Source organism: Alteromonas sp. 4NS20-0143, assembly GCF_057542855.1.
The window spans coordinates 93,653-107,600 of record NZ_BAAJLR010000009.1 but is presented as its reverse complement, the minus strand read 5'-3'; the positions used below and the strand labels follow the sequence as shown (position 1 = coordinate 107,600).

At 43.0% G+C, this 13,948-nt stretch carries 18 protein-coding genes; 11 read left to right on the top strand and 7 right to left on the bottom strand.

Annotated elements, in window-relative coordinates; all coding sequences use genetic code 11:
* Positions 1-15: 15 nt before the first annotated feature.
* The 5 genes from atpG to AC27HD_RS16300 all read left to right on the top strand — a co-directional run bounded on the left by atpG (position 16) and on the right by AC27HD_RS16300 (position 4,865).
* A complete protein-coding gene (atpG, locus tag AC27HD_RS16320) occupies positions 16-876 on the top strand; it encodes a F0F1 ATP synthase subunit gamma (protein WP_032095251.1) in 861 nt (286 codons plus the stop codon).
* Positions 877-909: 33 nt separating this feature from the next.
* Complete coding sequence (atpD, locus tag AC27HD_RS16315) at positions 910-2,295, top strand: F0F1 ATP synthase subunit beta (RefSeq protein WP_032095252.1); 1,386 nt, start codon at positions 910-912, stop codon at positions 2,293-2,295.
* Positions 2,296-2,354: 59 nt separating this feature from the next.
* Entirely contained in the window at positions 2,355-2,768 is a 414-nt protein-coding gene (locus AC27HD_RS16310) for a F0F1 ATP synthase subunit epsilon (protein WP_032095253.1), read from the top strand.
* 190 nt (positions 2,769-2,958) lie between these two features.
* Entirely contained in the window at positions 2,959-3,885 is a 927-nt protein-coding gene (locus AC27HD_RS16305; protein ID WP_487107155.1) for a hypothetical protein, read from the top strand.
* Positions 3,886-3,932: 47 nt separating this feature from the next.
* Positions 3,933-4,865: a hypothetical protein gene (locus AC27HD_RS16300; protein WP_487107153.1), complete on the top strand. Its 933-nt coding sequence runs from the start codon at positions 3,933-3,935 to the stop codon at positions 4,863-4,865.
* Between the two features lie 21 nt (positions 4,866-4,886).
* On the opposite strand, the gene AC27HD_RS16295 is transcribed toward AC27HD_RS16300, so the two are convergent.
* Positions 4,887-5,486: a tRNA-uridine aminocarboxypropyltransferase gene (locus AC27HD_RS16295; protein ID WP_487107151.1), complete on the bottom strand. Its 600-nt coding sequence runs from the start codon at positions 5,484-5,486 to the stop codon at positions 4,887-4,889.
* A gap of 86 nt (positions 5,487-5,572) precedes the next feature.
* Here AC27HD_RS16295 and AC27HD_RS16290 point away from each other — a divergent pair, with 86 nt between their 5' ends.
* From AC27HD_RS16290 to AC27HD_RS16280, 3 genes are all read left to right on the top strand, one after another.
* Positions 5,573-5,914 carry an MGMT family protein gene (locus AC27HD_RS16290; RefSeq protein ID WP_487107149.1) on the top strand — a complete coding sequence of 114 codons (342 nt, stop codon included), beginning with the start codon at positions 5,573-5,575 and terminating at the stop codon, positions 5,912-5,914.
* 46 nt (positions 5,915-5,960) lie between these two features.
* Complete coding sequence (locus AC27HD_RS16285) at positions 5,961-7,163, top strand: cyclic di-GMP phosphodiesterase (RefSeq protein WP_487107147.1); 1,203 nt, start codon at positions 5,961-5,963, stop codon at positions 7,161-7,163.
* A gap of 494 nt (positions 7,164-7,657) precedes the next feature.
* The gene (locus AC27HD_RS16280) at positions 7,658-8,299 is read left to right on the top strand and encodes a YiaD family glycine zipper/OmpA-like lipoprotein (RefSeq protein ID WP_032095257.1); all 642 of its coding nucleotides are present in this window, start codon (positions 7,658-7,660) and stop codon (positions 8,297-8,299) included.
* Between the two features lie 75 nt (positions 8,300-8,374).
* Here AC27HD_RS16280 and AC27HD_RS16275 read toward each other — a convergent pair whose 3' ends face one another.
* The 4 genes from AC27HD_RS16275 to AC27HD_RS16260 form a co-directional block, all read right to left on the bottom strand.
* The gene (locus tag AC27HD_RS16275) at positions 8,375-8,872 is read right to left on the bottom strand and encodes a nuclear transport factor 2 family protein (protein ID WP_487107145.1); all 498 of its coding nucleotides are present in this window, start codon (positions 8,870-8,872) and stop codon (positions 8,375-8,377) included.
* A 116-nt stretch (positions 8,873-8,988) separates the two neighbouring features.
* Positions 8,989-10,038, bottom strand: coding sequence for a LacI family DNA-binding transcriptional regulator (locus AC27HD_RS16270; protein ID WP_487107143.1), 1,050 nt, complete (start codon positions 10,036-10,038; stop codon positions 8,989-8,991).
* A 107-nt stretch (positions 10,039-10,145) separates the two neighbouring features.
* On the bottom strand, positions 10,146-11,009 hold the full coding sequence (locus AC27HD_RS16265; protein WP_032095260.1) for a YicC/YloC family endoribonuclease: 864 nt from the start codon (positions 11,007-11,009) through the stop codon (positions 10,146-10,148).
* A 161-nt stretch (positions 11,010-11,170) separates the two neighbouring features.
* Positions 11,171-11,308 carry a hypothetical protein gene (locus tag AC27HD_RS16260; RefSeq protein WP_487107141.1) on the bottom strand — a complete coding sequence of 46 codons (138 nt, stop codon included), beginning with the start codon at positions 11,306-11,308 and terminating at the stop codon, positions 11,171-11,173.
* 99 nt (positions 11,309-11,407) lie between these two features.
* On the opposite strand from AC27HD_RS16260, the gene rph reads away from it, so the two are divergent.
* From rph to tusA, 3 genes are read left to right on the top strand one after another with little or no spacing between them, the layout of a single operon-like run.
* Complete coding sequence (gene rph, locus AC27HD_RS16255; protein ID WP_032095261.1) at positions 11,408-12,121, top strand: ribonuclease PH; 714 nt, start codon at positions 11,408-11,410, stop codon at positions 12,119-12,121.
* A 9-nt stretch (positions 12,122-12,130) separates the two neighbouring features.
* The gene (gene pyrE, locus AC27HD_RS16250; RefSeq protein ID WP_487107139.1) at positions 12,131-12,772 is read left to right on the top strand and encodes an orotate phosphoribosyltransferase; all 642 of its coding nucleotides are present in this window, start codon (positions 12,131-12,133) and stop codon (positions 12,770-12,772) included.
* Complete coding sequence (gene tusA / locus AC27HD_RS16245) at positions 12,762-13,022, top strand: sulfurtransferase TusA (RefSeq protein ID WP_032095263.1); 261 nt, start codon at positions 12,762-12,764, stop codon at positions 13,020-13,022. Before pyrE ends, tusA begins: the two co-directional genes overlap by 11 nt.
* 9 nt (positions 13,023-13,031) lie before the next feature.
* Here tusA and AC27HD_RS16240 read toward each other — a convergent pair whose 3' ends face one another.
* Both AC27HD_RS16240 and AC27HD_RS16235 read right to left on the bottom strand, forming a co-directional pair.
* On the bottom strand, positions 13,032-13,211 hold the full coding sequence (locus AC27HD_RS16240) for a hypothetical protein (RefSeq protein ID WP_032095264.1): 180 nt from the start codon (positions 13,209-13,211) through the stop codon (positions 13,032-13,034).
* Between the two features lie 22 nt (positions 13,212-13,233).
* Complete coding sequence (locus AC27HD_RS16235; RefSeq protein ID WP_152561511.1) at positions 13,234-13,815, bottom strand: hypothetical protein; 582 nt, start codon at positions 13,813-13,815, stop codon at positions 13,234-13,236.
* Between the last annotated feature and the right edge of the window lie 133 nt (positions 13,816-13,948).

Genomic DNA, 13,948 nt, shown 5'->3' with positions numbered 1-13,948 from the left:
ATCGGAGAGATAGTCATGGCCAGCGGTAAAGAGATAAAAGGTAAGATTGGGAGTATCAAAAATACTCAAAAAATTACCAGTGCAATGGAAATGGTTGCTGCGTCTAAAATGAAAAAGGCGCAGGAACGTATGGCCACCGGCCGTCCGTACGCACAAAACATGCTAAAAGTGATTGGTCACATTGCTAACGGTAACCTTGAGTATCGCCATCCTTACTTGGAAGAGCGTGAAGTCAAGCGTGTTGGTTATATTGTGGTTTCCACTGACCGAGGCTTATGTGGTGGTTTAAACACCAACGAATTTAAGCTTGTCGCTCAGAACGTTAAACAATGGCGTGATCAGGGTGTTGAAGTGGATTTCGCTGCATTAGGCGCGAAGGCTTGTGGCTTCTTCAATCGATTTGGCGGTAGCTTGCTAGCAGCCGAGTCAGGATTGGGTGACAAGCCATCAGTGAGTGATGTAGTGGGTGTTGTGCGCGTTATGCTTAAGGCGTACGACGAAGGCAAAATAGACCGAGTATTCTTGGTATTCAATGACTTCGTTAACACCATGACACAGAAACCTGTGAGCAATCAGTTATTGCCTTTGCCAAAGTCACAAGACGAAGAATATCAACATCGTTGGGATTACATATACGAGCCGGATCCAAAAGAAATTTTGGAATCACTAATGGTTCGGTACATTGAATCTCAGGTGTACCAGGGTGTTGTAGAAAACGCAGCGTCAGAACAAGCTGCGCGAATGGTTGCCATGAAGGCAGCAACCGACAATGCCGGCGATCTTATTGATGATCTGCAATTGGTATATAACAAAGCGCGTCAAGCAGCAATCACACAAGAAATTAGTGAGATTGTTAGCGGTGCCGCAGCGGTGTAGGCAAAGGTTTAAAAGAGATAACGAGGACAAATTATGAGTCAAGGTAAGGTCGTCCAAATCATTGGCGCCGTTGTGGACATTGAGTTTCCACAAGATGCGGTTCCAAGAGTTTATGACGCACTACGAGTTACCGAAGGTGACTTATCAGGTTTAACCCTGGAAGTGCAACAGCAGTTAGGTGGTGGTGTTGTTCGTACCATCGCACTAGGTACAACAGATGGACTACGTCGTGGTCTTTCAGTAGAAAACTCTGGTGGCCCAATTATGGTTCCAGTTGGTACGTCCACACTCGGTCGTATCATGGACGTATTGGGTAACCCAATCGACGAAGCAGGCCCAATTGGTGAAGAAGAGCGTATGTCTATTCACCGTGAAGCGCCTAGCTACGAAGATCAGTCTAGCTCAGTAGAAATACTAGAGACAGGGATTAAAGTAATCGACTTGGTTTGTCCATTCGCTAAGGGTGGTAAAGTTGGTTTGTTCGGTGGTGCCGGTGTTGGTAAAACCGTCAACATGATGGAGCTTATCCGTAACATCGCAATCGAGCACAGTGGTTTCTCTGTATTCGCCGGTGTTGGTGAGCGTACTCGTGAAGGTAACGATTTCTATCATGAAATGAACGACTCTAACGTACTTGATAAAGTATCGTTGGTGTACGGTCAGATGAACGAGCCTCCAGGTAACCGTCTTCGCGTAGCACTTACTGGTCTTACAATGGCCGAGAAGTTCCGTGACGAAGGTCGTGATGTACTATTCTTCGTAGATAACATCTATCGTTACACACTAGCAGGTACTGAAGTATCAGCACTTCTAGGTCGTATGCCTTCTGCGGTAGGTTATCAGCCTACGCTAGCGGAAGAGATGGGTGTACTTCAAGAACGTATTACGTCAACGAAGACTGGTTCAATCACTTCAATCCAAGCGGTATACGTACCTGCGGATGACTTGACGGATCCGTCACCTGCGACAACCTTTGCTCACTTAGACGCAACGGTAGTACTTTCACGTGACATTGCATCTTTAGGTATTTACCCAGCGGTAGACCCTCTAGATTCAACATCTCGTCAGCTTGACCCACTAGTAATCGGTCAAGAGCATTACGATATCGCACGTGGCGTACAGACGGTTCTTCAGCGTTATAAAGAGCTGAAAGACATCATCGCGATTCTAGGTATGGACGAACTGTCTGAAGAAGACAAGCAAGTGGTATCACGTGCTCGTAAAATTCAGCGTTTCCTATCTCAGCCTTTCTTCGTAGCAGAAGTATTTACAGGTTCTCCAGGTAAGTATGTATCTCTTAAAGACACAATCAGTGGCTTTAAAGGTATCCTGGAAGGTGAATACGACGATCTTCCAGAGCAAGCATTCTACATGGTTGGCTCTATCGAAGAAGCGCGAGAGAAAGCCAATAAAGCATAATTAGGCGGCTAGCTAACGCTAGCCCTTATAATGCTTACGTACCTAATCAGGAGGTTCACATGGCAATGACAGTACATTTGGACGTAGTAAGCGCAGAAAAACAAATTTTTTCTGGTCTTGTAGAAACGATTCAAGTGACAGGTAGCGAAGGTGAATTGGGTATACACCCAGGTCACGCGCCACTTATCTCTGCTATAAAACCTGGTATGGTGCGTTTGGTTAAACAGTTCGGTGAAGAAGAAGTAATTTATGTTGCTGGTGGTGTACTTGAAGTACAGCCTGGTAACGTTACCGTACTGGCTGATACCGCGGTTCGAGCTGAAGATCTTGACGAGCAGGCAGCAGAAGAAGCCAAACGACGTGCTGAAGAGCACATCGCCAACCCAGGCGCTGACTTCGATTATGCAGAGGCAGCTCACCAGCTAGCTGAAGCAATCGCGCAACTTCGTCTTATTCAGAAGTTACGCAAATAAGCGAGCAGTTATATGAAAAAACCCGCCGATAGGCGGGTTTTTTGTTTCTTGAAAAAAGAGTAAGTATTTATTTTTTATTACAAATTTTGTTATTGCCACGTGCTATGTATTAAGCGTATCGTTTAAGTCTGCTCTTAGACGACTCCAAAGTATGGTTGTATTAAAAAGTGAAAAGACGTTTGAATAAACAATGAATTTAATCACTGATAGCAGTACGAGAAATATATTCCTAATTGCCTTGGTTCCATGCTTGGTTGTTTCATTGTTAATTCTCTTCCAGTTTCTTACGGCTTACGGTTTTAACGCCGCTGCAACTGATGCATTTGTGCGTACGAATTTTCCATCTGGCTTGTTGATGAGTTTAGGTAGCGGATATTTATGGCTGTGTTTAAAGTTTAACAATTTGAATGTAATCAGCGCTTTAATATCACTATTGATAAAGACCAACCGATTGAGCGAATTTAGTTTCAAGAGAAAACAACTAAGAAGCAGATACAAACTAGATGCCTTCAATGCATTAATCGTCGCATGTATCTTAGTTACATTGTTGTTTTTTGTAGAAAGCCCATTGTCAGCACCGCCTACCCTCTATCAATATGCTTATCTTATGAATTCTGTCGTCTTTTTCTTTTTTTTAGGTTTCGCGATTGTACAGATAAACTCGAACCTCAATTATCTTGATAAGGATGTACTTGTAACTGTCTTAAATGAGACTGACCATATAAATGGATCGTTTGTAATCGTAAAGCTCGGTGTATCTTATATATTAAAGCTGGTTTACTTAGCGCTATTAATACCGTTGCTTTCTATTCATAGAGAAATGATGGTAAGTGAGTTACTCATTTTCTTTATGTTCTTTATCATGATCATTTGCGGAGCCGTAAGAAAAACTTGGAAGTTATACAGTACCAGGCGTGCACAAAAACTACGTAATTCAGACAAACTTGATAAAACAGGCTATAGTGGTCGGATTTTTTCTGGTTCAGTAAGCGCTGGTACCATTGAATCTAGTAGTGAAAGCTCAAGTGCGAAAGGTTTACTTGAAATTAAAAAGTGTGTTGCCAGTCTTAGCCTCATATTACTTTTCTGGCTTGCAGTACATATTTTCAATAGTTAAAAGGCAACAACGTAGCATTAATCTGTAGTAGTGCTGCTTTTCCAATAATGAAATCACAAAATATCACATTAATTCTTTACCCTATTGCACTGCTTTGTGTGCTAGTAACAGTACACATACTCGTGGGTACTATCAGTATTCCCATTCCATCGGTAAATGCTCAGCGAGACTTCAATACTGCACTAGGTATTAGTTTATTGACCTGTTATTTCTTATTTGCTATTCGCTATATTCATAGAAAAGTGGCGCAGAACTTAGATAAAATGTTAGAGATGAACCGGCAGTACCAAAGTTTTTATTATCATCGCAGCGAAATATCTCGAAAGTTTAAACAGCATCTAATCTGGTCAACATCAATTGGGTTTATTATGCCTATTGTTTATATGATTGCAGAAGGTGTAATCACGCGTATCAATGAACCCGAGGTGTTTTTTATCGCTGTTACCGCTATTCCTTTCTGGGTGCTTACCTCTCTATTCTGCCTTCAAATTTTAACCAATAGCCAATACTTAAGAAGTCTGTCGAAGGTAGTAGAGAGCGAAAGCCTATCAAAACAAATTTCAGTATTACAAAACTTGCTTACGTTCGGATTAACCACAGCTTTTACTTCATTATTTGCGATGGCGATAATGCCTGTATTTTGGATTAATCAACCCGTACATGTATCTGACATAACGGTAATCTTTATCTTTGGTGCGAGCTTTTCCTTGATTGTTCTGTGGCCCATGCTGCAGCTAATTAGGCGCTTGAAATCTTTGTCGCAGCAATTAATAGCTGCTAACGAACAGGAAATAACAACGCTTATACAAAGCGCAGATTCTTATAAAGTGAGTAGAAAAATAGAAGAATTATTGAATGAAATGGAAAAATATAAAGCACCTTTAACACGAGGTCATGCTTTGCATTTGATTTTTTGCTTTCTACCTCTCCCTTTTTCATGGCTTCTTTTATCTGTTGTAGAATTTAGTTTTACATACTAAATCTTTTTGATCATTATCGATTTATTCATTACCACGACGATGAGACTTCGGACCTTGCCAATGCTGCTGCATCGCTTGCTGTGCGTTATGTAGTGGTTCAACATCGGTGTTAAACGCATATGATAAGGTGTATGCCACGGCCTCTAGGGTTGATAACGCGTTACTCACGCGGGTATGTCGAATGGCGTAGTTAGTGTTAGGTGCTTCACTGAAATGATAGGCGGGTAATGTTTGAAGCCAACTATGATTTTGCATCATACCAAAAGCCTGTTTCCAGCTTCCATCTATAAAAATAAAGGTATCTGTATCCTTAAGTGGTGTTACTAAATCACCTTCTATCGCTATACTTTCTTCACTAGGGTAAATAACCGCCGAATTCGTTGCATTGCATTGTTCATGCAGCATATTAACGGCCTCAGAGTCCTCTGTACTGATAACTTTTGCTGTTGGTATACATAATGACACTAGACGTGCTGTATTCTTTGCGTGCTCTCGCTCTTTTGCATGCTGTAAAATGACCACATTCACAGGTACGCTAATGTTATCTATATCGCTACATACACAGGTGGTTTGCGGATAGTTGCATGAGGAGCAGTAGAGTCGAAGCGAGTTTTTTGACATGATATTGATAGGCAACTAAAAGATAGAAATATAAGCTTGTATAGTTTATCGGCAAATACAGCAGTTAGGAAGATTGTTTAATATACATGACAGAGATAAACGCGGTAAAATTACGAGTTGAAAAGACGCTGTCACTGGTCCCTACTGGAAACGTCGTTAGCTACGGTCAACTCGCTGATTTGTGCGGTTTACCAGGAAGAGCGAGACTCATGGGAAAGTGCTTGAGGTCATTAGATGGTCAACACAATTGGCATCGAGTGCTAAGAGCCGATGGTAAAATCGCGTTTCCTCAAGGTTCAGAGTTAGCGCAAGAGCAAAGTACACGTCTTTTAGATGAGGGAGTGTTGGTAAAAAATAGTCGAGTCAGTATGAAAGATTACGGCTGGCAACCAGACTTGTATACCGTACTTTCTAAATTAGAGTATTAGTTAGCTTAGCCACACCTTTGTAGTTATCGAGAGCGCAGTACAACGAATGCTAAAAAAAATCAGTATTGATGAATTAAAGCCGGGCATGTTTGTTCATAAGATTCTTGAGCAGAAAGGTTCGTTAGCGGTAAAAAACCAGGGCAAGGTGACTTCGCAAGACGTAATAAAGCTGCTTAAAAAGCAAGGCGTTAAAATACTGGCTATTGATACCGACAAAGCATTCACACCAATTTCAGAAAAAGGCGAACAGGAGGCTTCCTCTGTCGCACCTAGTTCGACAGAAAAAAGCGCGGCAAAGAAATCGAGTGTTTCATTAGAGAGTGAGCTTACTAGGGCAGAAAAGCTACATGCTCAAGGTAAAGCAATACAAAAGCTTTTACTCAATAATGTTAAAAAAGAAACTCCTTTCGATGCCAGTATCCCTAAGGCGTTTTCCAATAAACTCGTAGAGTCGGTAGATAGAAACCCCGATGCACTGCTGTGTTTGACAAAAATTCGCGAAAAAGACGACTACCTTCTCGAGCATTCATTAAACGTTGCTATTCTGCTCGCTAATTTCGCAACATTTATGGGGATGTCTGAAGAAGAAGTACAGGACCTATCTTACGCAGGCTTTCTTCATGACTTAGGAAAAATAAACATTCCCGACGAAATTCTACACAAGCCGGGAAGGCTTACCGATGCAGAAATGGACGTGATGAAAAGTCATGTGAATCACGGCGTTGATTACTTGCAGAATACTGATGTGGCAAAGCCCTTAATTCAAGCAATAAGCGAACACCACGAGCGTTTAGACGGACTCGGATACCCTGCAGGTAAGAAAGGTGACGAAATAAGTAAAGCGGGTCGGATGTTGGCGATTGCTGATATGTATGATGCCTTAACTGCTGATCGGGTCTATAAGAGTGGAATGTCCAGTCAGAAAGCGTTTTCTATATTGATGAACGATGCCCCAACAAGGCTAGATGTTGCGCTAGTACAGCAATTTATAAAATGCTTAGGTGTTTATCCCGTGGGAAGTCTGGTGTTGTTGTCAAACGACCGATTGGCTATGGTGCTAAAACAAAACGACTCTCCGCTTTCCCCTATTGTTAAAGTATTTTATTCAGTGAAAAGCAGTCATTATTTAACGCCCAAGGATATTGACCTCTCAAGCGATAACTCATTAAAGATTCAAAAAGCGGTTATTGCGTCAGACTACAAGATAGATGTAAATAGCTTCTTTGAGCGCTCAGTGTCTATCGGCTAAGCACGCTCTAATCCACTTCCCCCACTCTTTTTACTTAACACGCCTTAGTAAGGTGTTGTTAATGAGCAACAGTTATTAGTGAGTATGTAGAGATTACAAACGGTTTAGCTGATTGTGCGTTGAAAATGCAGATATATTTACTTCTTACAGAAATCCAGCAACACCTCCATATGACAATGCAGTGTTAATCGTGTGTTCAGTTTCATTCATTTAATCTAACCCTATAAGCCGTCAAGCCCTTAACTATAGAGGGACGGCGCAAACTTAGGGAAACCGATAAGCGCCAGGTATACGCCCGCAGTAATTGAAAGTGGATCAGTTATTGCTGCTAACTGTAAATAAGTAAGTTTATAAACAAGTCAATTTATTACCGTCGGACGTGAACAAAAAGTTTCATACAACGACTAATAGTGATGAATCAACATAACGCTGGGCAGGTAAATTTATCGTTATTTAAATAAACGATTACAGCGCCAAGCGAAAAAGAGGACGTTATGAAAAAAACATTAGCTGTAAGTTTGATTGCTGCTTCACTCACCGTTGCAGGCTGTGCAACCGATCCGAATAATACACAAAAAGGTGCCGCAATTGGCGCTGTGTTAGGCGCTGTGCTAGGTAAGGCAACGGGCGATAACGATAAAAGTCGATATGCGTGGGGCGCTGCGGTAGGCGCCATTGCAGGTGGTGCAATTGGTAACTACATGGATAAGCAGGAAGAAGAGCTGCGTAGCGAGCTATCTGACACAGGCGTTCAAGTTGTCCGAGAAGGTGACAATCTTCGCCTTATACTGCCTGGCGACATTACCTTCGCTACTGACAGCTCTAGTATTAGTACAAGCTTTAATCCGGTTTTACAAGACGTCGCAAAGGTAGTGAACAACTACGAAAAAACCGTGTTAATGATTAAAGGCCATACAGACGACGTTGGTGCTGAACAATACAATCAGTCTTTATCTGAACGAAGAGCCGGTGCGGTGAAAAATCAGCTTATCAACTTTTCAGTGAATTCAACGCGTATTACGACAGTCGGTATGGGTGAGTATTCACCGAAAGTGCCAAACAACAGTGCGGCCAACCGTTCGATGAACCGTCGCGTTGAAATGGAAATTCAACCACTGACACAATCTAATACCTAATTACAGGGTATAATTGGCGAAAAATAGAGTCACATAGATGACTCTATTTTTTTGTCTGTTGTTTTATCCAGCGGGTTAATTTTTCTGCTTTTTAATCTGTAGTGCAACAGAAGAAGCCAGGCTATTGGGGATTGGTATAGCGAGGTGATATTGGCTTACCTTCCAGGTACCGTCGGTCTTTATCAACACGCCAGTGCCTCGTGTTTCGCCTAATTTGTTGTTATCCAGTAATTCATCAAACCACGCTACCTGAGCATCGGACGAAAAGTAAATATGCCTATCGCGAGGCAAATAGGTCCAGCCTGTTCCCTTATCAAAGTGGGGCTTTGCGTAGGCTTTAAAATCATCAATATTCCATACCTCATGGGCATCGGTACCAATAAATACAGCATTGGTAGCATATAACGCAAAGTAACCTTCATAGTCAGCCACAGAGGCTTTTTCATGCAGGGCATCAAGTACCCGTGAAACCTCGGTTTCATCAGATTTACTACTTTTATCATTTCCAATCCATTTTGCGCCAAATACCGCGGTGCTTACTAACAAAAGAAGTACAGCTAAAACTCTATTCATATTAATGCCCTTGTTCGAGAGTGCTATACACAGCATAACGCGTTACTTTACGTAAATCTTTATCGCTTTGTTGCGAAACGATATAGGGGGCATTCAAAAAGTCCTTAGAGCACGCTTTAAGTGAAAGAAGCCGTGCTTCCATAGTCAAGAAAGATAGGTGTTGTGGAAGTAGGTAGCGCTGAGTGTGATGTGCTTTCATCTGTGGCTTGTTCGTAAAAGCTTGATAAGCAGTAGCTTGCAGCAACCTTAGCAATATCTAGTGTTGAATAAGCCACTGTTGATACACGGTATGCCAATGGGCTTTCCGCGGGTTTCAAAGGCGAATCTGGTGCTTGTGCTGCAATAATTGACAAATCATTTGGCAATTCCATACCTAGCTCTTTTGCACTGGTTACAATGAGCTTTACCAGCGCGTCGCTAGTACAAATAACTGCTGAAAAAGCGGTTTCTTTAGCAAGTAGTTCTAGCAAAGGATCGTCTGTATCTTCACTGCCCACATAAATGGAAAGCTCGGGCCGAACCGATGTGGAACCGGATACAGATAGGCGAGAAACAGCGGCGTTGAGTGCTACCGATATTTCATTAGTGTGACTTACTAATTCAGAATTATCGCTGATTAGCGCAATATCGTTATGACCCAAGTCTCTGAGTTGTTTAAACGCGTATGCTGCCACCTCAAAAATAGACGCAGAAAACCCCGTTACACCACCTTTGAGTTCGCTCTGACTCAGAGTGACAACACTGTGCTTTTTATCCTGCAGGTGTTTTGTAGTAGACGCAATGGGAGGCGAGGCAATGGTATTAACAAATACTCCATCGCACCCTTGGGATAACAAAAACTCAATTGCCTCATTTTCCGATTCAAGGGTATCGTGAGAGAACGCGACCACACAATGTTTTTGGTATTGTCGCAAAATATGTTCAAAAGAAAAAAGTAAGTGGGAAGAAAACAACATATGCTTGTTTGGCAATACAACACCTACCGCATGGCTATGTTTAGATGCCAGTGAACGGGCTTTCTGACTCGGTGTATAGTGTAATTCGCTTGCCGCCTGTTTTACCTTATCAGCCATCGCGGCATTCACCGACGCCTTACCATTTAATACGCGAGATACCGTTGATAAGGATACTCCAGCCCGCGCTGCTACCTCATAGATGGTTGTCATTTAGCTCTTTCTTTTCACTAAGATATCGATCGTTTTACTGTAAGTAAGCGTTCACTTAAGCCCAGCGCGGGTATGCAGTTCTGGGCTTTTATTGCTTGAGACAACCACTATTCGATGTTTTGAATTTGCTCGCGCATTTGTTCAATCAGCACTTTTAGCTCTACGGCCGACTGCGTAATGTCGGTGCTTATTGATTTTGAGCCCAAGGTGTTTGATTCACGATTAAACTCTTGCATCATAAAATCCAAACGGCGACCTATGGCGCCCCCCTTTTTCATGATATTTCGCGTTTCGTTTACATGCGTATTCAAACGGTCAAGCTCTTCAGCTACATCTACTTTTTGGGCCAGCATGATCATTTCTTGTTCGAAGCGTCCGGCGTCTAGCTCTACTTTTGCTTCTTCAAAGCGTGCCTGCACTTTTTCTCGTTGCCACACCATAATTTCAGGCATGCGAGCGGCCACTTTTTCTACTTCGGCCTCAATAGCGTCTAAGCGCTGCGCTATCATGGCTTTAAGTGCATCGCCCTCTGAGGCACGTGCATCAATAAAATCTTTTAGGCCTTGATCGAAAGCTGCCATAACGTCTGCGTGAATGCTGTCCATATCGGCTTCTTCTGCCGCAATCACTCCAGGCCAGCGCAATACGTCTAAGGGGTTCACACCTGATGACTGTCCGTGAGACTGCACCCAATCAGCGGCTTGCATAACCTGTTTCGCTAAGTCTTCGTTTAAGCTTAACGTTGTTGTAGCTGCATCGTTTGCCGTAAAGCGCAATGCGCATTCTACTTTGCCTCGAGCCAGCTTTTTACGAAAACGTTCGCGCAGCATGGGCTCAAGTGAGCGAAATTGTTCCGGCAAGCGAAAGTAGGTTTCTAAAAAACGCTGATTAACAGAACGTATTTCCCATACTGCAGAGCCCCACTCTTTTTTCGTCTCTACGCGGGCGAATGCTGTCATGCTATAAATCATAATTTTCCTTGGAATTTTACTGAAAGCCTGCAAAAACAACGCGACCAACGTGTTGTATCGATAAATAAACGGGCAGTCTTTCTCGTTAGCTATATATTATATCAGTCCGCATAGATAATTACCCACTCAGCGAGACTTAAAATGTTCGTAATCGCGGCGAGTTACCGCATGTGCAGTGGCTCTACATCAATGTGACACAGCAAAGAGTACGCACATTTAACCATTTCTATAAGGAATACAGGAATACGAGCAAAGTTCGTTTTCATAGGATGGGCCCATTGCGCTATACTTAGGCTCATTCATATTTCCAGTGAATGTGGTTTTAGCGTTCAACCACTTTTGGCCTTAAAAACATAAGCTGGAAATGACATTTAAGCACTTACGTTGTGGAGAACTCTATGCGTCCAAGCGGCAGAACCGCCAGTCAAATTCGTCCAGTTACTATTACTCGTCAATACACCTGCCATGCTGAGGGCTCGGTATTAGTTGAGTTCGGCAATACAAAGGTGCTGTGTAACGCAACGGTAGAGGAAGGCGTGCCTCGCTTTATGAAAGGGCAAGGAAAAGGATGGATAACTGCTGAATACAGCATGTTACCGCGCGCAACGCATACCCGAAGTGGCCGAGAAGCGGCTCGCGGAAAGCAAGGTGGCCGCACGCTAGAAATTCAACGCTTAATTGCTCGCTCGCTTCGCGCCGCAGTAGATTTAAAACTACTTGGTGAAAACACCATTACTTTAGATTGCGATGTTATTCAAGCCGATGGCGGAACGCGCACAGCATCGATAACTGGCGCCTGTGTAGCACTTGTCGACGCATTAACCTATATGCGTGCTAAAGGTATTTTAAAGGCAAACCCGCTCAAGCACATGATAGCTGCGCTGTCGGTTGGTATTTTTGAAGGCACACCGATTGCTGACCTTGAATACACAGAAGATTCAGAAGCTGAGACTGACATGAACGTTGTTATGACAGAAACCGGTAAGCTAATTGAAGTACAGGGCACGGCAGAAGGCGAACCTTTCTCGTTTGAAGAGTTAGAAGAAATGCTGAAGATAGCGAAACACGGTCTTCGCGAATTGTTTGATATCCAAAAAGCGGCACTAGCGTAAGAGGTCTACATGAAAGCGTTTCAGCGTGATTTTATTGAGTTCGCCATTGCGCGTGGTGTACTAAAGTTTGGTGAATTTACGTTAAAGTCGGGCCGCATTAGTCCTTACTTTTTTAATGCTGGTTTGTTTAATCGCGGCGGTGACCTTGCAAAACTAGGTCGCTTTTATGCTGATGCATTAGTCGATGCAGGCGTGGAGTTTGACGTATTATTCGGGCCAGCCTACAAAGGTATTCCTATTGCTACCACCACTGCGGTAGCGTTAGCCGATAGCCATCAACGTGACGTGCCTTACTGTTTTAATCGCAAAGAGGCCAAAACTCACGGTGAAGGTGGAAACTTGGTAGGGAGTCCTCTAGAAGGACGGGTGATGCTGGTGGACGATGTGATCACCGCTGGAACGGCTATTCGTGAGTCTATGGCGCTTATTGAGCAACAGCAGGCTAGTTTGTCTGGTGTTCTCATTGCCCTAGACAGACAAGAGCGAGGCAAAGGTGAATTGTCAGCGATTCAGGAAGTTGAGCGCGATTTTAATACCACAGTGATTTCCATCGTTGCTCTTGCTGATGTGGTTGCCTATTTGCAAGAAAAAGGCGGTCATAGCGCCGAAATTAATGCCATAAACACCTACCGTGAGAATTATGGCATCTGATTTTGATACTGCTTTTAATGAGGCAAACACCCATTTAGACGCGTTGGGGCTTCGCTGCCCTGAGCCGGTTATGATGGTGCGTTTAAACATTCGTAAATTAGCGGATGGGGAAACCTTGTCAGTGTCGGCAGACGATCCGTCAACAGCGAGGGATATCCCAAGCTTTTGTCGGTTTATGGGACACACGCTGGTAGCGTCTCAAACTGATACGATGCCATATCAATTTGTCATACAGAAAGGGTGCTTGTAAGCGCCCTTTTTATTCACCTTCGCTAAGCGCTTGCAAAAGCAGCTTTTGAACAGCTAATTTGCTTTTTTTGTTTGAGCAGTGAATATCGCTCAAATGCAGGTTTTCTCCGCTCAACATTCTTTTCAGTACAGACGCTCTGACACTTAACGAGATATAGCCCTCATTGGCTGTACGCTGTTTGGCGTTCATCGTGTTTTCCTCATTAAATAAATCAGTGGACGAGAGAAAGGCGGTTATTGGCGCGATGGATACTTTTACTTACGGAGTGATTGTTAACAAAATGGCTGCCAACAGAATGACCGCCATCGGCATTGCTATTAGCTGCATCGTTATTAGCTAACGTGTTGTTAACTAACAGCAGACTGCTTTGTTCAAAAGCATGCATCGCAGTTTTGATTAACGCTAAGATAGTATGGTTGGTAGCATGAAGAGGCAGAACTGCAATTAGCTGCTGTTGGCACTGCTGCAATACATTATGAGCTTCTTGCGTATTGTCACTACAGTGCAAAAGAGAAGACAGATACATACCTGCGGCCGAGTAGGAAATTATATCCTCCCTTACGCCATTGTCTTTGTGATTTGAAACGTTTTGATTAGACACATTTTGTAATGCCGTGAGGACAAGCTTTGCAGTTTCTAGCGTCTGATATGCCAGCGTGCACGCTTTATCAAGTTGCCCCTGAAGGCGGGCCTTTTGCATGCTATCTTGCAAGAAATGCCGATGTTTACGCGCGTCAATTGGGTTTAATTGAAGCCACTTTGTATAAACGGGGCATAAATGTTGTGTATTCACTGTTGCACCTCCTAGATAGGACTCGTTATTACACTAATGTAAATAGGAATCATTATCAATAAAGAAGTTCAACAAGATTGGTAAAAGCTTTTACAAATGTTTTTTGCGCAGCGGTAAAATACCAAAGAGCCTT

What these genes read in the sequence shown, in the direction of transcription:
- atpG (WP_032095251.1), top strand. Translation starts at nt 16, where the DNA reads ATGGCCAGCGGTAAAGAGATAAAAGGTAAGATTGGGAGTATCAAAAAT.
- atpD (WP_032095252.1), top strand. Translation starts at nt 910, where the DNA reads ATGAGTCAAGGTAAGGTCGTCCAAATCATTGGCGCCGTTGTGGACATT.
- AC27HD_RS16310 (WP_032095253.1), top strand. Translation starts at nt 2,355, where the DNA reads ATGGCAATGACAGTACATTTGGACGTAGTAAGCGCAGAAAAACAAATT.
- AC27HD_RS16305 (WP_487107155.1), top strand. Translation starts at nt 2,959, where the DNA reads ATGAATTTAATCACTGATAGCAGTACGAGAAATATATTCCTAATTGCC.
- AC27HD_RS16300 (WP_487107153.1), top strand. Translation starts at nt 3,933, where the DNA reads ATGAAATCACAAAATATCACATTAATTCTTTACCCTATTGCACTGCTT.
- AC27HD_RS16295 (WP_487107151.1), bottom strand. Translation starts at nt 5,486, where the DNA reads ATGTCAAAAAACTCGCTTCGACTCTACTGCTCCTCATGCAACTATCCG.
- AC27HD_RS16290 (WP_487107149.1), top strand. Translation starts at nt 5,573, where the DNA reads ATGACAGAGATAAACGCGGTAAAATTACGAGTTGAAAAGACGCTGTCA.
- AC27HD_RS16285 (WP_487107147.1), top strand. Translation starts at nt 5,961, where the DNA reads ATGCTAAAAAAAATCAGTATTGATGAATTAAAGCCGGGCATGTTTGTT.
- AC27HD_RS16280 (WP_032095257.1), top strand. Translation starts at nt 7,658, where the DNA reads ATGAAAAAAACATTAGCTGTAAGTTTGATTGCTGCTTCACTCACCGTT.
- AC27HD_RS16275 (WP_487107145.1), bottom strand. Translation starts at nt 8,872, where the DNA reads ATGAATAGAGTTTTAGCTGTACTTCTTTTGTTAGTAAGCACCGCGGTA.
- AC27HD_RS16270 (WP_487107143.1), bottom strand. Translation starts at nt 10,038, where the DNA reads ATGACAACCATCTATGAGGTAGCAGCGCGGGCTGGAGTATCCTTATCA.
- AC27HD_RS16265 (WP_032095260.1), bottom strand. Translation starts at nt 11,009, where the DNA reads ATGATTTATAGCATGACAGCATTCGCCCGCGTAGAGACGAAAAAAGAG.
- AC27HD_RS16260 (WP_487107141.1), bottom strand. Translation starts at nt 11,308, where the DNA reads ATGAGCCTAAGTATAGCGCAATGGGCCCATCCTATGAAAACGAACTTT.
- rph (WP_032095261.1), top strand. Translation starts at nt 11,408, where the DNA reads ATGCGTCCAAGCGGCAGAACCGCCAGTCAAATTCGTCCAGTTACTATT.
- pyrE (WP_487107139.1), top strand. Translation starts at nt 12,131, where the DNA reads ATGAAAGCGTTTCAGCGTGATTTTATTGAGTTCGCCATTGCGCGTGGT.
- tusA (WP_032095263.1), top strand. Translation starts at nt 12,762, where the DNA reads ATGGCATCTGATTTTGATACTGCTTTTAATGAGGCAAACACCCATTTA.
- AC27HD_RS16240 (WP_032095264.1), bottom strand. Translation starts at nt 13,211, where the DNA reads ATGAACGCCAAACAGCGTACAGCCAATGAGGGCTATATCTCGTTAAGT.